This window comes from Polaromonas sp. AER18D-145, assembly GCF_002379095.1.
Classification (GTDB): Bacteria; Pseudomonadota; Gammaproteobacteria; order Burkholderiales; family Burkholderiaceae_C; genus Polaromonas.
Genome location: NZ_NBZV01000034.1, coordinates 1 through 21,347, shown reverse-complemented (window position 1 = coordinate 21,347; position 21,347 = coordinate 1). Strand labels below are relative to the sequence as shown.

The following is a 21,347-nucleotide window of genomic DNA, read 5'->3' as shown; positions in this document are numbered from 1 at the left end:
TGGTAATTTTATGACCTCGTCATTCTTTTTCCCCGTCACCAACCCATATCCCGCCGATTTTGCAGGTCTTTCCCCTAACGTGCCAACACCGGTGCCAGCGCCTTCCCGGTTGCCGTGCCCAGCTTGACCACCTGCTCCGGCGTCGTGGCCGCGACCACCTGGCCGCCGGCGTTGCCGCCGTCCGGTCCCAGGTCGATCACCCAGTCGGCTTCGGCGATCACGTCGAGGTCGTGCTCGATCACCACCACGCTGTGGCCGCCATTGACCAGCCGGTGCAGCACATGGATCAGTTTTTCGACATCAGCCATATGCAGGCCCACCGTGGGCTCGTCCAGCACATACAAGGTGTGCGGCGCCTTCTGGCCGCGCCGCGTGATATCGTCGCGCACCTTGGACAGTTCGGTCACCAGCTTGATGCGCTGCGCCTCGCCGCCCGACAGCGTCGGCGACGGCTGGCCCAGCGTCAGGTAACCCAGGCCCACGTCCTTGAGCAACTGCAGCGGGTGCGCAATGCTCGGCATGGAGGCGAAAAACTCGACGGCTTCGTCGACTTCCATGGTCAACACGTCGCCGATGTTCTTGCCGCGCCAGGTCACGGCCTGGGTCTCGGGGTTAAAACGCGCGCCGTGACAGGTTTCGCAGAGCACCTTCACGTCCGGCAGGAAGCTCATGCCGATGGTGCGCACGCCGGCACCTTCGCAGGTCGGGCAGCGGCCTTCGCCGGTGTTGAAACTGAAACGCCCGGCGCCGTAACCGCGCGCCTTGGCTTCGAGTGTGTCGGCGAACAGCTTGCGCACCGTGTCCCAGAAACCGATGTAGGTGGCCGGGCAGGAGCGCGGTGTCTTGCCGATCGGCGTCTGGTCCACTTCGAGCACACGGTCCACCACCTCGTAACCCTCGATGTCTTCGCAGCCGGTCCATGCCGGGTGTTTGCCGGCATCGTCGGCCTCACGCCCGGCCCGCGTCGAACGTTGCGCCACGCCGGCCTGCACATTGGTCAGCAGCACATCGCGCGCCAGGGTTGATTTGCCCGACCCCGACACCCCCGTCACCGCGACCAACCGGTACAGCGGGACCTTGACCGAGACGTTCTTGAGGTTGTGCAGGTCGGCCCCGACCACGGTGAGCCAGGAGGTGAACGGGCTGGCTGCCGCCGGCGCGGCATTGTGCAGCGCGCTGGCACGGGCGGCCGCCGCTTTCAGCGCCTGGGCCTTCAGCGTTGCGGCCTTCTGCTTGCTCAGGGGCTTGAGCGGGGAGCCCTCACCCCTGCCCTCTCCCAAGGGGAGAGGGAGCAAACCCGTTCCACTCCCTCGCCCCTGCGGGGAGAGGGCTGGGGTGAGGGCCCACTGCGTCTCACGCCGCGCATGCAGCGGGTGAATCAGCGGGTTGGCCAGGTAGCGCCCGGTCAGTGAATCCGGCAGGGTCGCCAGGTGTTCGGCCGTACCCTGCCCCACGAGCTGGCCACCGCGTTTGCCGGCGCCGGGCCCGATGTCGATGATGTTGTCGGCGCGGCGAATCGTGTCTTCGTCATGCTCAACCACCACCAGCGTGTTGCCACGTTCGCTGAGCTTGCCCAGCGCGCGCAGCAAAATCTGGTTGTCGCGCGGGTGCAGGCCGATGGTCGGCTCGTCCAGCACATAACAAACCCCCTGCAGGTTGGAACCCAACTGCGCCGCCAGCCGTATGCGCTGGGCTTCGCCGCCCGACAGCGTGGGCGCGCCACGGTCCAGCGTCAAATAGCCCAGGCCCACGTCCTCGAGGAATTCGAGCCGGCTCTTGATCTCGGGAATCAGGTCGCGCGCAATGCCGGCCTCGCGCCCTGACAGCGCCAGCGTCTCGACCCAGCGGCGCACGTCGGTCACCGACAGCGCGGCGATGTCGGCAATGCCCACCCCCGCAAACTTCACGGCACGCGCCTGCGCGTTCAGGCGTGAGCCGGCGCAGGCCGGGCAGACGGCGTCCAGCACCTCGTCCACATCGGCCTCGACAAAACTCTGCTCGCGGCCCTTGTTGTCGTCGTCACGCACCGAGTCGTCAAACACCTTGCGCTGTTCCTTGGTGAGCCTGACACCGGTGCCCACGCAGTCCGGGCACCAGCCGTGTTTGCTGTTGTAGCTGAACAGGCGTGGGTCGAGTTCAGGGTAGGAGGTGGCGCAGACCGGGCAAGCACGTTTGGTGGACGAGGCCTGCAAGCTACCGATCTGCCGGGTGGGCGTGCCGGCCAGCATCGCGCCGCGCAAGCCATCCAGCGGGGCCAGCACATGCACCACCCCCTTGCCGTGTTCCAGCGCGGTGGCCAGCGCCTGGCGCAGCGCGGCCTCGTTGGCGGGGGTCACGTGGATGTCGGCCACCGGCAGCTCCACCGTGTGCTCCTTGAAGCGGTCGATGCGCGGAAAGCCCGTGGTCGGCAGAAATTCGCCGTCCACGCGCAAATGCGTGTAGCCGCGCGGCCGCGCCCAGTCGGCGAGTTCCGTGTAGACGCCCTTGCGGTTGATCACCAGCGGCGCCAGCAGGCCGATGTGCTGGCCACGGTGCGCCTTGAGCAGTTGCGCGGCAATACTTTCGGCGCTCTGCGGCATCACCGCCGCACCGTCTTTGGTGCAATGCTGGATGCCGAGCTTCACGTAAAGCAGGCGCAGGAAATGCCAGACCTCGGTGGTCGTGCCCACGGTGGACTTGCGTCCGCCGCGCGACAGGCGCTGCTCGATCGCCACGGTCGGCGGAATGCCGTAGACCGCGTCCACCTCGGGCCGGCCGGCCGGCTGCACGATGCTGCGTGCATAGGCGTTGAGCGACTCCAGGTAACGCCGCTGGCCCTCGTTGAACAATATGTCAAACGCCAGCGTGGACTTGCCGGACCCCGACACGCCGGTCACCACGTTGAACTGGCCGCGCGGAATGTTGACCGACAGGCTCTTGAGGTTGTGCTCCTTGGCATTGACGATCTGGATCAGGTTGGAAAACGCCGGTTTGGTGGTCCAGACCTTGGGCCGCGCCTCCTCGACACCATGCACCTTGCCCATGGCCTGCTCGTACTCGCGCAGCGCCAGCGCGGTGTGGGAGGTCGGGTGCTCGCGCACGGCTTCGGGCGTGCCCTGGGCCACCAGCAAGCCGCCGGCCTCGCCGCCTTCGGGACCCAGGTCAATCAGCCAGTCGGCCGAGCGAATCACGTCAAGGTTGTGCTCGATGATGATCAGCGAATGGCCGACATCGAGCAGCTTGCGCAGCGCACGCATCAGTTTGGCGATGTCGTCGAAATGCAGACCGGTGGTCGGCTCGTCGAACAGGAACAGCGTGCCGCGGTTGATGTTTTTCAGCGCCAGCGGCTGCCGGCTGTTGCTCGCGGTTTTCGATGCGCCGGCCAGGAAACCGGCGAGTTTGAGGCGCTGCGCCTCGCCACCCGACAGCGTCGGCACCGGTTGGCCCAGCTTCACGTATTCGAGGCCGACATCCACGATGGGCTGCAACGCACGGATCACCTCGCGGTCCTGCGCAAACAGCGCGCAGGCCTCGCTGACCGTCAGGTCCAGAACATCGGACACATTCATCAGGCGTGCACGCACATCACCGATCGCCTTGCGTTCAATGGTGACTTCCAGGATCTCGGGCCGGTAACGCTTGCCGTCGCAGTCGGGGCAACGCAGGTAGACGTCGCTGAGGAACTGCATCTCCACATGTTCAAAGCCCGAGCCGCCGCAGGTCGGGCAGCGCCCGTCGCCGTTGTTGAAACTGAACTTGGACGCGGTGTAACTGCGCTGGCGGGCCATGGGGGCCTGCGCAAACAGCTCGCGCACCGCGTCCCAGGCGCCCACATAACTGGCCGGGTTGGAGCGCGCCGTCTTGCCGATCGGCGACTGGTCGACAAACACCACATCTGTCAGATAATCCGCACCCATCAGCCGGTCATGCAGGCCGGGTGTTTCCGTGGCCTTGCCGAACTGGCGCAGCAGTGCGGGTGCCAGGATGTCCTGCATCAGCGTGGACTTGCCGGACCCGCTGACACCGGTCACGCAGACCAGGCGCTGCAGCGGAAATTCCACCGTGAGGTTTTTCAGGTTGTGGTCGCGCGCGCCTTCCAGAATCAGACGCGGCGTGTTGTCCGTCACCGGGCGCTTGAAGCCCATGCCGACCTGCTTGCGCGAGCCGAGGTAGGCGCCGGTCAACGTGTCGGCGTGTTTGAGGTCTTCCGGCGTGCCGTCGAAAACAATCTGGCCGCCCTTCTCGCCCGGGCCCGGACCCATGTCGATCATGCGGTCGGCGGCCAGCATCACCGCCGGGTCGTGCTCGACCACCACCAGCGTGTTGCCGGCATCGCGCAACCGGTGCATGGCCTGGGTGATGCGGTTCATGTCGCGCGGGTGCAGGCCGATCGACGGTTCGTCGAGCACAAACAGCGTGTTGACCAATGAAGTGCCGAGCGCGGTGGTGAGGTTGATGCGCTGCACCTCACCGCCCGACAGCGTGCGGCTTTGCCGGTCCAGCGTCAGGTAGCCGATGCCGACATCGCTGAGGTATTTGAGCCGGGTGTGGATTTCCTCGAACAGCGACTTGAGTGCCTTGAACTCGGCATCGGGCGCGCTGCCGTCCTGCAGCGCGGCCGGTGCCAGCCCGTTGAAAAAATCCCGCAGCCGGTCGATCGGCAACTGCATCAGGTCGTGCAGGCTCAGGCCCGGCAGGGCCTCGAGTTGCGCACGCGTCCAGTCCACACCGACCGGCATGAAACGTTTGGCCGGCGGCAGCGCCGCATCGGCCGCGTCTTTCGAACCCAGGCGCCAGAGCAGGGCCTCCAGCTTGAGGCGCGCGCCGCCGCAGGTCTCGCAGGGCGTGTAGCTGCGGTATTTGGACAGCAGCACACGAATGTGCATCTTGTAGGCCTTGCTCTCGAGGTAGGCGAAGAAGCGCTTGATGCCGAACCAGTGCTGGTTCCATTTGCCATTCCAGTTCGGCGAGCCGTTGATGACCCAGCCCTGCTGCTCGGGGGTGAGTTTGTACCAGGGCGTGTCGCGCGGGATGCCGGCCGTCTCGGCATGGCGCATCAGGTCGTCCTGGGCCTCTTTCCAGGCCGGCGTCTGCATGGGCTTGATGGCACCCGAGCGCAGGGTCAGCTTGTCGTTGGGAATCACCAGGCCGTAGTCGACGCCGATGACGCGGCCAAAACCGCGGCAGGTGTCGCAGGCCCCCATGGCCGAATTGAAGGAAAACAGCGAGGGTGTCGGTTCGCCGTAACGCAGGTCGCTCTCGGGGCAATGCAGGCCGGTCGAAAAGCGCCACATCTCCTCCGCAGCGCCCTCCTGCGCAGGCTGCACATACACATTGAGGCGACCACCGCGTTTGAGCGCCAGCTCGATGGCTTCGATCACCCGCGCCTTCTCGGCGGTCTGGACACGAAAGCGGTCGGCCACCACGTCGAGCAATTTAATGGCCCCCACGCTTGTCGCTTCGCGTACTGCGCTGCCCCCCGAGGGGGCCTTCGCGCCTTGGGGCGGCCCGGCGTCGCTCATGCGCGGCCCGGCAGGTGTCGCCACGTCGCGCTCTGCATGCACACGCGTGAAGCCGCTGGCCGACAGCCACTGCGTCACTTCCTCGGCGCTGGTATTGCCGGGCAGTTCCACCGGGAAGGTCATGACCACTCTGGAATCGCTGCCCGCTGTGCGCGCCATCAGCTCGGCATAAATCGACTCCGGTGTGTCATGGCGCACGGCCTGCGCAGTCTTTTTGTCGAAAAGCTGCGCGGCACGTGCATACAAAAGTTTTAAGTGGTCGTTGAGTTCGGTCATGGTGCCCACGGTGGAGCGCGAACTGCGAACCGGGTTGGTCTGGTCAATCGCAATCGCCGGTGGCACCCCTTCCACCTTGTCCACCGCCGGCTTGTCCATGCGGTCCAGGAACTGCCGTGCATAGGCCGAGAAAGTTTCCACATAACGGCGCTGGCCTTCGGCAAACAGCGTGTCAAACACCAGCGAGGACTTGCCGGACCCGCTGGGGCCGGTGACCACCGTCATTTCCCCCGTGCGGATATCAAGATCAATGTTTTTGAGGTTGTGCTGTCGCGCGCCGCGAATGCGGATGGTTCCCTGGGTCATGGGTGGGGGGCTTTCCTTGTAGGTCAAACATTCTAGACAGCGCTCGTGCGAATCGGCGGCGTAGGGTTAAGCCGCCCGCCAGCCCTTTGCGTTGACCCGTCCTCTGGTTATCCCGCCCGTAGTTTCCCCACCGAACGGTGAGATTGACAGCGTAAACTCAACAGCCCAAGGAGATATGACATGAAAAAGCTGAATTTCTGGTGCGCTGCACTCCTGCTCGCGGCCGTGAGCCACGCCAGCCAGGCACAAATCCTGATCGGGCAGACCGCGGGCTTTACCGGCCCCGTGGGCGCCGGCGTGAAGGAAACCACGGACGGAGCGAAGCTCTACATCGACGCCATCAATGCCAAGGGCGGTGTCAACGGGCAGAAGATTGAACTGATCTCGCTCGACGACAAGTTCGACCCCAAACTGGCCGGCGAAAATGCCCGCAAGCTGATCGAGGAACAGAACGTCGCAGCCATGTTCCTGACCCGTGGCACACCCCACACGGAAGCCATGCTTCCGCTCCTCGAAAAGCACGGCGTGCCGCTGGTGGGTCCGTCCACTGGCGCCATGGTGCTGCACCAGCCGGTCAAAAAACACGTGTTCAACGTGCGCGCCACCTACCAGCGCGAAGCTGAGAAGGCGATCACCCACCTGAGCTCGATGGGCATCACGCGCATCGGCCTGGTTTATGCCGACGACAGCTTCGGTGCCGACGGCGTGGCCGGCGCGCAAAAAGGCTTCGCTGCCGCCAAGCTGCAGCCTGCGGTGCTGGAAAAATTCAACCGAGGCAAGCCCGACTTCGGGCCGATCGTGCCCAAGGTGGTCCAGTCCAATGCGCAGGCCATCATCATGGTGGCCTCCGGCCAGGCGGTGGTCGATGGCATGAAAGCCTTTCGTGCCGCCGGCTCCGCTGCGCAGATCGTGACGCTGTCCAACAATGCATCGAGCGGCTTCATCAAAAGCCTGGGCGACAATGCGCGCGGCGTGATCGTGACCCAGGTCTTTCCTTATGAACGCTCCATTGCCTATTCCATGGTCAAGGAAGCCCAGGAACTGTCCAAGGCCAAAGGCACTGGCGACATCAGCCCGGCCATGCTCGAAGGGTTTGCCGCTGCCAAGGTCCTGGTCGAAGGGTTGAAACGGGCCGGCGCCAAACCGACGCGCGAAAAAATCCAGGCCGCCCTGGAGGGCGTCGAAAGCGAAAATCGGCCCCAGCGAGGACAGTTTTTGCCGCATTTGCAGGCCCATAGCCCAGCTATGGGACAAAAAGACGGTGAAAAATGGACCGCTGCGGTCGATTTGCAGCCGACGACTCCCAAGCCCGACAGGCTCCTAGTCCCCCAGGGCCCTCAGCCTTTGAGGGCCTGTTCCAGCGCGCTGCATTTGCCGGCCCCGACGGCTTCCCTGATTTTTGGAAGCAGCGCAAGCAGGGCCTCCACATCTGCCGCACCCTCGACGGCCAGGTTCAACCTGAACCCCCTGAGCCCCAGCGCCCCCGTCAACTGTGCAGCGATCGGGTAGGCCTGCTTGTAGCGGTCATTGGCGGCATCGCTGCCCTCCTTCCTGGCCACCATTGCCGCCGCCTGCGCCGCCGCGGTGGCGGCCGTTTCGACGGACTGCTGGCTGGGGGTGAGAAAACCCAACTCCACCAGTTCAACCAGCTCTGCCGGCGTCACACCCAGGCCCGCCGTCGCCTCCAGCACCTGCGAAACGGAACGTTTGCCGTCAAACAGGATGAAGGCGGAGCGCTGTCGGGGCGTGAGCAGGGACCGGTCTTTCAAGGCCTGCTGCCCGGCCTCGGTCTTGGCGTAAATCATGATGCGGGTCGGTGGACGGACTAACGTGCAGGCGCGGACACGGCCGACGCAGCGGCTGAAGCGGCCGATGCCGGCGTCGGGGCTTCATGCGTGACCTCGATGCCATGCTTTTCGCCCCCCATGTCAATGTCTCCGCCCTTGCTCAGGATGAAGATGGCCAGACCGGCAAAGACCACGAAGGCGAGTGCTATTTTCCACATGCTATTTCTCCAGAAAAAAACCCCCGGCAACGCGGGGGTTTGTAAAAAACTTGTTCGGTGGTTCCGCCCGGGGACCGGGCAGAACCACAAGACTGTCATTCCCGGGATCAGTCGTCAGCGTAGATGTCGACGTCTTTGGTTTCCTTGATAAACAAGGTGCCAATCACGACGGTCATGCCGGCAATGATGATCGGATACCACAAGCCGTTGTACATGTTGCCCGTCTGCGCCACGATGGCAAAGGCCGTGGTGGGCAGCAAGCCGCCAAACCAGCCATTGCCAATGTGGTACGGCAGGCTCATGGAGGTGTAGCGGATACGCGTGGGAAACAGTTCCACCAGCATGGCCGCGATCGGGCCGTAGACCATGGTCACGAGCAGCACCAGGTAGGACAGGATGGCAATCACCATGAACTTGTCCACCTTGGCCGGATCGGCCTTGGTCGGATAACCGGCAGCCTTCAGGTCGTCAGCAACCAGCTTCTTGAACGCGGCGTCCTTCTTCTTGGCTTCATCCGCAGGCAGGCCTTTGGAGGAATAGCTGGAGATGACGGTCTCGCCAATCTTGATGGTGGCGGGTACACCGGCGGCGCCGGGCGCGTTCTCATAACTCACCGATGCGCCGGCGAGCACCTGCTTGGCGATGTCGCAGGAGCTGGTGAACTTTGCCGTGCCGGTCGGGTTGAACTGGAACGAACACTCGCTCGCGTCAGCCGTCACAACGACCTTGTTCTTCGCCTGTGCGGCAGCAAGATCAGGGTTGGCGGCTTTGGTCAGCGCGGTGAACACCGGGAAGTAGGTCAACGCGGCCAGCAGGCAACCGGCCATGATGATGGGCTTGCGGCCGATCTTGTCTGACAGCGTGCCGAAAATGACGAAGAAAGGCGTGCCGATCAGCAGCGAAACAGCAACAAAAATGTTGGCTGTGGCGCCGTCCACCTTGAGGGACTGTGTCAGGAAGAACAGTGCATAGAACTGGCCCGAATACCAGACCACCGCTTGGCCGGCCGTCAGGCCGATCAGCGCCAGGATGACGATCTTCAGGTTTTTCCACTGGCCGAAGGATTCGGACAAAGGTGCCTTGGAGGTCTTGCCTTCGGCCTTCATTTTGGTGAAGGCAGGTGACTCATTCATGCTCAGCCGGATGTACACCGACACGCCCAGCAACAGGATGGACAGCAGGAAGGGAATGCGCCAACCCCAGTCAGCAAAAGCCGCTTCACCGAGCAGGGTACGCGTACCCAGAATCACCATCAGCGACAGGAACAGGCCCAGCGTGGCTGTGGTCTGGATCCACGAGGTATAGGCACCGCGCTTGCCGTGGGGCGAGTGTTCTGCCACATACACGGCTGCACCACCGTACTCGCCACCAAGTGCCAGACCCTGCAGCATGCGCAGCGCAATCAGGATCACGGGCGCGGCGACGCCGATGGTGGCGTAGTTGGGCAGCAGGCCGACGATGAAGGTCGACAGGCCCATGATCAGGATGGTGATCAGGAAGGTGTATTTGCGGCCGATCATGTCGCCGAGACGGCCGAACACCAATGCGCCGAACGGACGCACGATGAAACCGGCTGCAAACGCGAGCAGGGCAAAAATGAAGGCCGAACCTTCATCGAGTCCGCTGAAAAACTGCTTGGCAATGATGGCTGCCAGCGAACCGTAGAGGTAAAAGTCATACCACTCGAAAACAGTGCCGAGTGACGAAGCGAAGATGACTTTCTTCTCTTCGGCGCTCATCGGCCTGGGGGCGACTGCAGTTGCCATGATGTTGTCTCCAATAATTGAACACCCCCGACATGGAGGTTGAAGAGATTATTTTTGGAGACTCTGACCCAGCTCTGACGCGAAACCAACAGGAGCTTGCGCCAAACTTATCGCCACCTGACAAGGCAAGGGAAAACCCCCGGAGAAATTTTCGGTATGCGGAGAATGCCGGGTGGCGGGCTATTTCCGACGCGAGACGCCCGTCGCAAGCTGACTGGCCGCGTCCCAGTCCGGGCCGTCAAACCAGGCGTCGCCGAGCAGAAAAGCGCGCAGCATGGGCAGCGCATCCAGACCCCAGAACAGCTTGCCGTCCACCGCCAGCGCGGGCACGCCAAACACACCCTGCGCGATGGCCTCGTCGCTGTGCGCCTTCAACTGCGCTTTCACGTCCGCACCGTCGATGTCGCGTTGCGGCGCCAGTGACGCCGCCAGCGCAGCGAGCCGCTGCGAATCGGCCGCCTCCAGCCCGCTCTGCCACACGTGGCGAAACAGGGTCTCGCAGACATAACGGTTGGGCGTGCCGTGCGCATCGCAGGCCACGGCCAGGCGCAGCAGGCCCAGCGGGTTGAACGGATGACTGGCAGGCAGTTGCAGCCTGATGCCGTGCTGGTGGGCCAGCCACAACACCTGGCGGTAAGTCCAGTCGCGCTTGCCGGGGATTTCTGCGGGACCGAGCTGTCCATGGTGCTTGAGCAGGCCGGCAAACAGCAGCGGCTTGTAGGTCACGCTGTAGCTGAGGCCCTTCAGGGCCTCGGGCAGCTTCTCGAAAGCCAGGTAGGCATAGGGCGAGATGAAGTCGAGGTAGAAGGTGATGTGTTTCATGGCACGCTCGCCGGGGTGGATGCGTTGAGGACAGGGTCAGTCAGGCTTGCAGCGCGGCCATGCGCTGCTCGATCAGGGTCCAGACCACACGTTTGCCCGCATCCGTCGCCCCGCTCCAGCCGGCAATTTCGTCGCGGGTACGGAAGCAGCCCTCACACCAGCCGCTGACCGCGTCCATGCGGCACACCGAGATGCAGGGCGAAGGAAGGTTTTCGGTCTGACCCTTTATTTCACGGGCGCGGTCCGCTACCAGAAAGATAGCGCGTTGCTGCGCGACCTGTTCCTGCACCGGGTCCACCGCCACGTCGGCCACAGGCGCGCCGGTGAGGGCGACGAGCCCCTGCGGGCTGAGTTTGAACACCCCATGCGGGTGGCCGGCCGCCGCCCAGACCTCTTCAAAACGGAACAGGCTCTGGTCGATCAGCGTGACGGGCGGTGTGGCATGCGCCAGCGGCGAGACGCCGCCTATCGAAAAGCCGGTGCGGGTTTTGACAAACGCCGCATCCGCCCGGCCCAGCCGCTTGCCATCGGGGCAGACCAGGGCTTCGACCTTGCGCTCGTCGACCCGCTGGTCGCCGGCCGTGATGACCAGCACCACCGCGTCATCGGACTTGCGGCGAAAGATGATGCTTTTGGCGATCTGGCCCAGGGCGATGCCCAGGGCATCGGCCGCCTGCTGCGCGGTGCGCGCCGCATCGTCCAGCATCACCGGCGAATGCGGGTGGCCCTTGGCCTGCAGTTCCGCGGCGACGCGTTGCACGCCTTCAGGCAACACCTTGAGCTCACCGCCACACATCACCCCAGCCTCTTGTTGAGCAAGGCGGTGGCGGCGCGCGAATTGGGCTTGCGCTCCAGGTAGTCGCTGATGAACTTGCCGGCATCAATCAGCTTGTCGAGGTCGATGCCGGTGTCTATGCCCATGCCCTGCAGCATGTAGACCACGTCTTCGGTCGCCACATTGCCGGTCGCGCCCTTGGCATACGGGCAGCCGCCCAGGCCGGCCGACGAGGTGTCGTAGTTCCAGATGCCCATTTCGAGGCAGATCAGCGTGTTGCCCAGGGCCTGGCCATAGGTGTCGTGAAAATGCCCGGACACCTCGTCGATGGCGTAGTGTTTCAGTGCGGCTTCCATCGCGCGCTGGACCTTCAGCGGCGTGCCCACGCCAATCGTGTCCGCCACACCGATGTGCTGCACACCGATGTCCTTGAGCAGGCGCGCCACCATCTCGACACGCTCCGGCGCGACCTCGCCTTCGTAAGGGCAGCCCACGGCGCAGGAAATCGCACCGCGCACGCGAATGTTGTGCGCCCGGGCGGCCTCGGCCACGGGACGGAAACGCTCAATGCTTTCAGCGATGGAGCAGTTGATGTTGCGCTGGCTGAAAGCCTCGCTGGCGGCGGCAAACACGACAATTTCATCGGGTTTGGACAACACGGCGGCCTCGAAGCCCTTCATGTTGGGCGTCAGCACCGAATAACGCACACCGGGCTTGCGCGTGATGCCGGCCATGACCTCGGCAGCGTCCGCCATTTGCGGCACCCATTTGGGCGACACAAAACTGGTGACTTCAATTTCAGTGAGGCCGGCGTCCTGCAGGCGGTGCACCAGCTCGATCTTGACGGCGGCGGGCACCTGCGCTTTTTCGTTCTGCAGGCCGTCGCGCGGACCAACATCAACAATTTTGACTCTGGCTGGCAGTTTCATTGGGGCTCCTTCAGGACATATTGTGATCGCGAGGCGGTAACCGGTTAGCAACCAAGCAGGGGCCGCGGAACCGGCTTCGCCGGGCCGCAGGCGCAGCGGCCCCCTCGGGGGGCAGGGAGTTACGCGAAGCGAACGACCGTGGGGGCAACATCAGTATCCTTTTTTCGGGTCAACCACACCGGCAAGGCTGGCAATCGGTTGCCCCGCCTGGAGCGCCGCGATCTTGCCCGCAATCTGCGCAATGCTTTCCTCGCGCAGGGTCCGGGCCGAGGTGTGCGGCGTGACGGTGATGAGGGGGTGTTTCCAGAATGGATGGGTGGCCGGCAGCGGTTCGGTGCGAAAGACATCCAGCGTGGCGCCGGCCAGATGGCCGCTGTCGAGCAGCGCCATCAGGTCCTCGTCCACCAGGTGCGTGCCGCGCGCCACGTTGACGACGTACCCGCCGGGCCGCAGCCTGGACAGCGTTTGCCGGTTCATGATGCCCTGCGTGTCGGGGGTCAGCGGCAGCAGGCACACCAGCACGCGCGTGCCCGACAGGAAATCATCCAGCCCGGCCTGCCCTGAAAAACACTGCACGCCCGCTATCGTTTTGGTGGACCGGCTCCAGCCCAGAACCGGATAGTCAAACTGCGCCAGCGCCCGGGCCACACGTTCGCCGAGCACGCCCAGGCCCATGACGCCGACCGGAAAATCCTGGCGCAGCCGTGGCTTGCGGTAGGACCATGTGCCCTGTTTGACATCGGCCTCGTAGCCGTCGAATTCGCGGAAATGCCGGATCACCGCATGGCACACATACTCGGCCATCTGCACCGACATGCCGGCATCGTCCAGCCGTACCACGGCCGCCTGGGGCGGCAGGCGCAGCTTCATCAGCGCATCCACGCCCGCCCCGATGTTGAACAAGGCCTTGAGCTGCGGCTGCTCGTCCAGAAACTGCTGGGGCGGCGCCCAGACCACCGCATAGTCTGCCGGCGGGGCGCCCGGCGCCCACTGTTCCACGTGATCGGCCGGAAAGGCGGCGCGCAATCCGGCCAGCCAGGGCTCGGCCTTGGTATCGGTACAACAAAAGGAAATTTTCATGCCGTGATTGTGCCGCCACCGTGGCGTCCGGGCCCGGTTGATGTTTTCCCCGCACCCCGTTCGGGCTGAGCTTGTCGAAGCCCTTCGACAAGCTCAGGGAGAACGGTGATGGGGCGCTTGCCGGGCCTCATGCAGACCTTCCTGGCGGCGCCGCCGGAGGCCATCGCCCCTAGGCCACCATCTTGAGCAGCTCCGCGCCCTCGGTGACCTGGTCGCCGGGGGCGTACAACACCTCCTGCACCACACCGTCGGCCGGCGCGGCAATGGTGTGCTCCATCTTCATGGCCTCCATCACGGCCAGCGCCTGGCCCTTGCTCACCTTGTCACCGGCTTTCACCGCAAACGACACGACCTTGCCCGGCATGGGGGCGGTCAGGCGGCCGGCTTCGCCATGGGCTTCACCGGCATGCGCAAGCTGGTCGATCACCGTGATCTGCGTGGCGCCCTGCCGGGCGAACACATGCACGGTTTCGCCGCGGCGGTAGATGTGCGCACTGAGCCGCTGCTCGCCAAAGCGGATGTCCACTGCGCCGCCGCTGCCGGCAAACACCAGCACCTCGTCCACATCGCCGACGGCCAGGCGCAGCCCGCCATCATGCAAATAGGTCAATGCGGCCTGCGCGGGTTCGCCGTGAAACTCGAATTCGACACGCCGCAGCGCCACCCCGTGCGAGCGCCAGCCATCACGCCTGCTGAAGGGGTCGGCCGTTTCCTGCGCTTTTTCCTCCAGCAGACTCAAGGCCACAGCGGCGGCTGCCGCCAGGGGCAGGCCGAGTTTTTCCTGGTTGAACAGCACCGCCTCCTCGCGCGGGATCAGCCCGGTGTCCAGATCGGCCTGGGCAAACGAGCGGCTTTGCACCACATGGCGCAAAAACTGCACATTGGTGCTCAGGCCCACGATGTGCAATTGCGCCAGCGCTTCGTCCATGCGTGCCAGCGCCTGCTCGCGGTTGTCGCCATGCACAATCAGTTTGGCGATCATCGAGTCGTAATACGGAGAGATCGCATCACCTTCGCGCACGCCGCCATCCACACGCACCAGGCCACGCTCGAACGAGACCGACGGCGGCAGGCCGTAGACATGCAGCGTGCCGGTGGCGGGCAGGAAGTTGTTGTCGGGACTTTCAGCGCAGATACGCGCCTCGATCGCATGGCCGTGGATGCGCAGCTGGTCCTGCGCCAGCGGCAGCTTCTCACCCGAGGCCACGCGCAACTGCCACTCCACCAGATCCAGCCCGGTGATCGCCTCGGTCACCGGGTGCTCAACCTGCAGGCGGGTGTTCATTTCCATGAAGAAGAAGTTCATCGTGCCGTCGGGGCGCTGCTCAACAATGAACTCCACCGTTCCGGCACCCACGTAGTTAACCGCACGTGCCGCCGCGACCGCGGCCTCGCCCATCTCGCGGCGCATCGCTTCGGTCATGCCGGGCGCCGGCGCTTCTTCCAGCACCTTCTGGTGCCGGCGCTGCACCGAGCAGTCGCGTTCGAACAGGTACACATAGTTGCCGTGCGTGTCGCCAAACACCTGAATCTCGATGTGGCGCGGGCGCTGCGCGTACTTTTCAACCAGTACCGCGTCGTCGCCAAAACTGCTGATGGCCTCGCGCTTGCAGGACGCCAGCGCGGCCTCGAAGTCCTCCGATTTTTCCACCGCACGCATGCCCTTGCCGCCGCCGCCGGCGCTGGCCTTGATCAGCACCGGGTAACCAATGCTGTCGGCTTCACGCTGGAGCAGCGCCGGATCCTGGTCGCTGCCGTGGTAACCGGGCACCAGCGGCACGCCGGCTTTTTCCATCAGCTGTTTGGACTCGGCCTTCAGGCCCATGGCCTTGATGGCGGAGGCCGGCGGGCCGATGAAGACCAGGCCGGCGTCGCCGCAAGCCTGGGCAAACTCTTCGTTTTCGCTGAGGAAACCATACCCCGGGTGGATCGCCTCGGCACCGGTGGCTTTTGCCGCGGCGATGATTTTTTCCCAGCGCAAGTAGCTGTCCTTGGGCGCGCTGCCGCCAATGTGGATGGCCTCGTCGCACACACTGACATGTTTGGCGCCGGCATCCGCGTCGGAATACACGGCGACGGTCTGGATGGCCATGCGGCGCGCGGTGGCCGCGACCCTGCAGGCGATTTCACCGCGATTGGCGATCAGTATTTTTTTAAACATGGTGGGTTCTCGCGGTGAAATAGCCTGCGCACGCTCCGCGTGCCATGCGATGTAGCTTCGCTGCTGCGCCGCTTTGCGGCTGGTCACCGCGGTTGGCGATCAGTATTTTTTTAAACATGTCGGTCGTTCTTTGAGAAAGGGGATTTCAAGGTAAAGGCAGGCGGCAGGCCGGTATCAGGCTTGCCGCTGAAAATGCGGGCAACACGGACAAACAGCTGCGTCAGGAAGCGCCAGCAGAGGCGGATCAGCCACACGCTGACCACCAGCACGAGCAACAGCACGACCACAAACACCAGCGGATGCGCAATCGCCAGCCATAGGCCCAACGGCACCAGGCCGTCTTCGAGCAGGGACGCCCCCACGTTGCTGAAGGGTTCGGGCGAGGTGTTGATGGCCGCGCGGGTCGTCGCCTTGGCGGCATGGCTGGTGGCCGCCAGCGTGCCGCCCGCCAGCGCCGCAAGCAGCGCCATCAGCCCGCTGTCGGCGCCGAACACGCCGGCCGCCAGGGCCGCGCCGGCGGGAATGCGGATCAGGGTGTGCACCACGTCCCACAGCGAATCCAGCCCCGGAATCTTGTCGGCAAAAAATTCGACAAGCACCATGAAGCCGCTGGCACCCAGCACCACAGGATGCGCCAGCAGATGCAGGCCGGGCGGCAGCGTGATCCAGCCCATGAAGCCGGCCAGGCCGGTCAGCAGCACCACCAGGTACAGCCGCACGCCGCTGGCCCAGCCGAGCGCGCCGGCGAGGGCAATCAGTTGTGCGGTGTCCATGGCCTGCATCGCAATCCGCGCCTACTGCCAGACGACAAAGTCGTCGACCGAATACAGCCGGCACTCGGCCTTGCTGTGGCGCTGGCAGTTCTCCAGTGCCCGTTTCAGCGGGTCTTCACCCCCGTCGGCCCAGCCCCAGGCGCCGTCGGCCCCGATGGCAAACGCGCGCGGAATCAGTTTCGTCAGATACGCCTGGTAGCCCGCACGGCCTGCGCTTTTGACATGCGGCAGCTTGATGATATTTTCCAGCGCGGCAAAGTCCGTTTCCGGCGGAAGGGGCGTCAGGCCGGCGGTTCCGTATTTGGCAAACTTCGCCTGTCGCTCGCTCGGCAGGCCCACGGCGGCCAACAGGCGGCTGACTTCGGGTTGCCAGACCGGTTGGCCGGCACGCGACCCAAACAGGTGGTGCGCATCGCTTCCGAACTCGCCAAAAGCCACCAGCCTGGCCTTGCCGCCCGAGGCCGTGTACTGCGCGTGCATGGCGCGAAAAGTGTGGGTGCTGAAGTAGCTGTCGTTGTCACCATAAAACCAGAGCGACGGCAAGCGGGTGTCCCGGGCATAACGGCCGGCGCCAAGCGCCAGGGCCTGCTCCCAGCCCGGGCACTTTTCCTGCCGCAGGCCGCCGGCAAAGTTGACCAGGGCCTTGACGCCGGGATAGGCTTGCGCCCCAAAGGCCAGCGTGGTCCACCCGCCGTGGGACTGGCCCAGCACGACGATGTTGTTCCTGTCTGCCCACGGCTGCGCGGTCACGTAATCGAGCGTGGCCTTCACGTCACCGGCATGCGCCAGGCCATTGCCCTCGAGATCGCATCCGGCCCCGGCATAGTTGCCGCCTGAGTTCGAGAACCCCTGCCGCATCGGGACAATGACCGCGTAGCCGCGCTGCAGAAAATAGCGGGCCGCAATCGCCGGGCGATAACGCGCCTGCTCACGCGCCTTGCCAAAGGCCTTGCCGTGGTTGATGATGGCCAGGGGAAAAGGCCCCGCGCCCTCGGGTTTGTAAACGGTGGTTTCCAGCGCAAGCGCAGGCGACCCGGCTTTGGGAATCTGCACCACCGTCTCGTTGAGCGAGGCATCCAGGTCGCCGGACTGCGCCGCGGCCGGGGCCAGCCAGGCCCCCAGCAGCGCAGCAACAAGAAACAGCGTCTTCAGCTTCATGGTCGGCGTGCCGTGGCTTCAGGCCGATGGCAGCCAGTTGGGCTTGCGTTTTTGCAGAAAAGACTGCACGCCTTCACGGCCCTCCGGGCTGACGCGGATGTCGGCAATGCCTTCCACCGTCATCTGCACCAGCGCCGGGGTGATGGCCTGCTCCGCCACGTCCTGCACCAGTTTCTTGCACAGGCGCACCGCCTGCGGGCCGGCATTGACGAGCGTTTTCGCCAGTTCGGCCACCTTGCCGTCGAGCTCGGCGGCACTCACCACCTCATGCACAAAGCCGATGCGCAGGGCTTCTGCGGCACTGAAACGTTCGGCGGTCAGGAAGTAGCGGTGCGACGCCCGCGCGCCCATGGCGCGAATCACATACGGGCTGATGGTCGCGGGAATCAGGCCCAGCTTCACTTCGCTGAGGCAATAACCGGCCGTGTCCACCGACACCGCCATGTCACAGGCCGCCACCAGGCCGGTGCCGCCCGCATATACGTCGCCCTGCACGCGCGCGATGGTCGGTTTGGGACAGGCATAAATCACGCGCAGCATTTCCGCCAGCGCACCCGCATCGGCAAGGTTTTCCTCGCGCGAATAGGTGGCCATGCGTTTCATCCAGTTCAGGTCCGCGCCGGCACAGAAGGCCGTGCCGTTGGCCGCCAGCAGGATGCAGCGCACGTCATCACGCGCACCGAGGTCCTGGAAACATGCGGTCATCTCGGCGATGACTTCGTCGTTGAAGGCGTTCCGAACGTCGGGGCGATTGAGAGTGACGGTGGCGACGCCGCCGTCGCAGGCCAGTTGCAGGTGATTCATGGTTTCTTCCTCAGTAGCTCAATAGCTCAGTAACGCTTGGCCACTTCTTCCAGCATCACTTCGGTGGCGCCGCCGCCTATGGCCAGCACGCGTGCATCGCGCCACAGGCGCTCGATGGCCGTCTCGCGGATGAAGCCCATGCCGCCGTGAAACTGCTGGCAGGTCTGCACCACCTCGTTGACCAGCTCACCGGTCAGCGCCTTGAGCATGGACACGTCCTGCACGATGTCGTGGCCTTGCGTGACACGCCAGGCGCAGTGGTACATGAAGGCGCGTGCGGCACGCGTCTTCGCGTCCAGCATGGCCAGGCGCTGGCGGATCACCTGCTGGTCCCACAGCGGCCCGCCAAAGGCCTGGCGCTGGCGCACGTAGTCCAGCGTGAGCTTGAGCGCCTGCTGGCAGTGGCCCACCGCCATGGCACCCAGCGCGATGCGTTCGGTCTGGAAGTTTTTCATGACCGAATAAAAACCCTTGCCCTCCTCGCCCAGCAGGTTCCAGGCGGGGATGCGCACGTTGTCGAAGATCAGCTCGGCCGTGTCGGACGACAACCAGCCGGTTTTCTTCAGCGCGCGGCCGACGGTGAAACCCGGCGTGCCTTTCTCGACGATGAACATCGAGATGTCGCGCTTGCCCGGCCCGGTCTTGGCCGCCACAAAGTACAGGTCGGCATGCACGCCGTTGGTGATGAACATCTTGGTGCCGTTGAGGACCCAGTCGTCGCCGTCCCGCCTGGCGGTGCTGCGTATGCCCGCCACGTCGGAGCCGGCGCCCGGCTCGGTGATGCCGACCGCGGTGATCAGCTCGCCGGCAATCACCTTCTTCAGGTACTTGTCTTTTTGTTCCGCATTGCCCGCGTGGTGCAGGTGCGGGCTGGCCATGTCGGTGTGGACCAGCACGGTGATGATGAAGCCGGCAAAGGTGGACTGCGACAACGCCTCGGCAAACACCAGGTTTGTCATCGCGTCGCTGTCGGCGCCGCCGTATTTTTCTTCGTACATCAGGCCGAACAGGCCGACGGCGCCCATGCGCTTGAGGACTTCGCGCGGCACAAAGCCCTGTTCCTCCCAGGCGGCGGCGTGCGGCTCCACTTCCTTGGCAATGAAGCGGGCGATCTGGTCGCGCAGGGATTCGTATTCGGGCGTGTCGTAGATGGAAGCGTTGGACATTTTCTTTTCCTGGGCCGGTTACATGCGGAAGACGCCGAACTTCGGCTCGGGAATCGGGGCGTTCAGACTGGCGCGCAGGCCCAGCGCCAGCACGCGGCGCGTGTCGGCCGGGTCGATCACCCCGTCGTCCCACAGTCGCGCGCTGGAGTAATACGGGTGCGACTGGTGCTCGAACTGGTCCAGCATGGGTTGCTTGAAGGCCTTTTCTTCGTCGGCGCTCCAGCTGCCGCCCTTGGCCTCGATCGCGTCGCGTCGCACGCTGGCCAGCACGGAAGAGGCCTGCTCGCCGCCCATGACGCAGATGCGCGCGTTCGGCCACATCCACAAAAAGCGCGGGCTGTAGGCGCGGCCGCACATGCCGTAGTTGCCGGCGCCGAAGCTGCCGCCGATGATGATGGTGAACTTGGGCACCTGCGCCGTGGCCACGGCCATCACCATCTTGGCACCGTGGCGCGCAATGCCCTCAGCCTCGTACTTACGCCCGACCATGAAGCCGGTGATGTTCTGCAAGAACACTAGCGGGATCTTGCGCTGGCAGCACAGCTCGATGAAGTGGGCGCCCTTTTGCGCCGACTCGCTGAACAGGATGCCGTTGTTGGCGATGATGCCGACCGGCATGCCTTCGATGTGCGCAAAGCCGGTGACCAGCGTGCTGCCGAAACGCGCCTTAAACTCGTCGAACTCGCTGCCATCCACGATGCGGGCAATGATCTCGCGCACATCGTAGGGCTTGCGGGTGTCCGTGGGCACCACGCCGTACACCTCGTTTGCTGCATATTCAGGAGCACGCGGCGCACGGCTGGAAAGGACTTCAGGCACTTTTCTATTGAAATTTGCGTTCAGGTTGGCAACCGCCGAGCGCGCCAGCGCCAGCGCGTGGGCGTCGTTCTGCGCCAGGTAGTCGGCCACGCCCGACAGCCGGGTGTGCACGTCGCCGCCGCCCAGGTCTTCGGCGGTGACGATTTCGCCGGTGGCGGCTTTCACCAGCGGCGGGCCGCCCAGGAAGATGGTGCCCTGGTTCTTGACGATGATGGTTTCGTCGCTCATGGCCGGCACGTAGGCGCCGCCGGCCGTGCAACTGCCCATGACCACGGCAATCTGCGCAATGCCCTGCGCACTCATGTTGGCCTGGTTGTAGAAGATGCGGCCGAAATGGTCGCGGTCGGGAAACACCTCGTCCTGGTTCGGCAGGTTGGCACCGCCCGAATCCACCAGGTAAATGCAGGGCAGGCGGTTTTGCTGCGCCACTTCCTGCGCGCGCAAATGCTTTTTGACCGTCATCGGGTAGTAGGTGCCGCCCTTCACGGTCGCGTCATTGCAGACGATCATGCAGTCCACACCGTTGACGCGGCCTATGCCGGTGATCACGCCGGCACAGGGCGCGCTGTCGCTGCCGTCACGGTCGGGGTACATGGCCAGCGCCGCCAGCGGTGCCAGCTCCAGGAAGGGTGTGCCCGGGTCCAGCAGCATCTGCACCCGCTCGCGCGGCGGCAGCTTGCCGCGCGCCACGTGTTTGGCCCGGGCCGCTTCACCGCCGCCGGCAGCGGCCTTGGCCACCTGCAGCTTCAGGTCGTCCACCAGCGCGCGCATGGCGGCGGCATTGGCCTGAAAGTCGGCCGAGCGGGCGTTGAGTTTTGTCTCCAGAACAGGCATAGATTCCTCACAGCGGCGCGGGCGGCCGCGCATGGGCCACACCTTAACGCCAATACCGCAGCTTAGGCGCAAAAGCCGCCAGACGGCCGCCACACAGGTTGCAAATCGTGCCAGCTTGCGCCAAACTTGGCTCATGTCTGTCCGCCCCCCGTCCGCCACCCCGGCCCAGCCG

The 21,347-nt window shown here is 64.6% G+C and carries 14 protein-coding genes and 1 pseudogene; 1 reads left to right on the top strand and 14 read right to left on the bottom strand.

Features of this window, described 5'->3' with window-relative positions; translation table 11 throughout:
• Window positions 1-74 precede the first annotated feature (74 nt).
• Window positions 75-6,083, bottom strand: a complete 6,009-nt coding sequence (gene uvrA, locus B7G52_RS16055) for an excinuclease ABC subunit UvrA (protein WP_096698559.1) — start codon at window positions 6,081-6,083, stop codon at window positions 75-77.
• Between the two features lie 180 nt (window positions 6,084-6,263).
• On the opposite strand from uvrA, the gene B7G52_RS16050 reads away from it, so the two are divergent.
• On the top strand, window positions 6,264-7,592 hold the full coding sequence (locus tag B7G52_RS16050; RefSeq protein ID WP_371329028.1) for an ABC transporter substrate-binding protein: 1,329 nt from the start codon (window positions 6,264-6,266) through the stop codon (window positions 7,590-7,592).
• A gap of 316 nt (window positions 7,593-7,908) precedes the next feature.
• On the opposite strand, the gene B7G52_RS16040 is transcribed toward B7G52_RS16050, so the two are convergent.
• From B7G52_RS16040 to B7G52_RS15985, 13 genes and pseudogenes are all read right to left on the bottom strand, one after another.
• Window positions 7,909-8,088 carry a hypothetical protein gene (locus B7G52_RS16040; RefSeq protein WP_096698557.1) on the bottom strand — a complete coding sequence of 60 codons (180 nt, stop codon included), beginning with the start codon at window positions 8,086-8,088 and terminating at the stop codon, window positions 7,909-7,911.
• 107 nt (window positions 8,089-8,195) lie between these two features.
• Window positions 8,196-9,854: an MFS transporter gene (locus B7G52_RS16035; RefSeq protein ID WP_096698556.1), complete on the bottom strand. Its 1,659-nt coding sequence runs from the start codon at window positions 9,852-9,854 to the stop codon at window positions 8,196-8,198.
• Between the two features lie 180 nt (window positions 9,855-10,034).
• The gene (locus B7G52_RS16030; RefSeq protein WP_096698555.1) at window positions 10,035-10,676 is read right to left on the bottom strand and encodes a 2-hydroxychromene-2-carboxylate isomerase; all 642 of its coding nucleotides are present in this window, start codon (window positions 10,674-10,676) and stop codon (window positions 10,035-10,037) included.
• Window positions 10,677-10,716: 40 nt separating this feature from the next.
• The gene (locus B7G52_RS24490; protein WP_371329029.1) at window positions 10,717-10,965 is read right to left on the bottom strand and encodes a DUF1289 domain-containing protein; all 249 of its coding nucleotides are present in this window, start codon (window positions 10,963-10,965) and stop codon (window positions 10,717-10,719) included.
• Window positions 10,966-11,472 (bottom strand): annotated as a pseudogene (locus tag B7G52_RS16025) (YbaK/EbsC family protein); the annotation flags it as partial. It abuts the gene before it with no gap.
• Complete coding sequence (locus tag B7G52_RS16020; RefSeq protein ID WP_096698553.1) at window positions 11,472-12,380, bottom strand: hydroxymethylglutaryl-CoA lyase; 909 nt, start codon at window positions 12,378-12,380, stop codon at window positions 11,472-11,474. The pseudogene B7G52_RS16025 and the gene B7G52_RS16020, both read right to left, overlap by 1 nt.
• A gap of 150 nt (window positions 12,381-12,530) precedes the next feature.
• Window positions 12,531-13,460 carry a glyoxylate/hydroxypyruvate reductase A gene (locus tag B7G52_RS16015; protein WP_096698552.1) on the bottom strand — a complete coding sequence of 310 codons (930 nt, stop codon included), beginning with the start codon at window positions 13,458-13,460 and terminating at the stop codon, window positions 12,531-12,533.
• A 169-nt stretch (window positions 13,461-13,629) separates the two neighbouring features.
• On the bottom strand, window positions 13,630-15,621 hold the full coding sequence (locus B7G52_RS16010; RefSeq protein WP_096698600.1) for an acetyl/propionyl/methylcrotonyl-CoA carboxylase subunit alpha: 1,992 nt from the start codon (window positions 15,619-15,621) through the stop codon (window positions 13,630-13,632).
• 110 nt (window positions 15,622-15,731) lie between these two features.
• Window positions 15,732-16,403, bottom strand: coding sequence for a DUF4126 domain-containing protein (locus B7G52_RS16005; protein ID WP_096698551.1), 672 nt, complete (start codon window positions 16,401-16,403; stop codon window positions 15,732-15,734).
• Between the two features lie 12 nt (window positions 16,404-16,415).
• On the bottom strand, window positions 16,416-17,552 hold the full coding sequence (locus B7G52_RS16000) for a dienelactone hydrolase family protein (protein WP_096698550.1): 1,137 nt from the start codon (window positions 17,550-17,552) through the stop codon (window positions 16,416-16,418).
• Between the two features lie 18 nt (window positions 17,553-17,570).
• Window positions 17,571-18,356: an enoyl-CoA hydratase/isomerase family protein gene (locus B7G52_RS15995; RefSeq protein WP_096698549.1), complete on the bottom strand. Its 786-nt coding sequence runs from the start codon at window positions 18,354-18,356 to the stop codon at window positions 17,571-17,573.
• Between the two features lie 26 nt (window positions 18,357-18,382).
• Window positions 18,383-19,522 (bottom strand): acyl-CoA dehydrogenase family protein, encoded by a 1,140-nt coding sequence (locus B7G52_RS15990; RefSeq protein ID WP_096698548.1) that lies wholly within the window; start codon window positions 19,520-19,522, stop codon window positions 18,383-18,385.
• A gap of 18 nt (window positions 19,523-19,540) precedes the next feature.
• Window positions 19,541-21,175 carry a carboxyl transferase domain-containing protein gene (locus B7G52_RS15985; RefSeq protein WP_096698547.1) on the bottom strand — a complete coding sequence of 545 codons (1,635 nt, stop codon included), beginning with the start codon at window positions 21,173-21,175 and terminating at the stop codon, window positions 19,541-19,543.
• Window positions 21,176-21,347 lie beyond the last annotated feature (172 nt).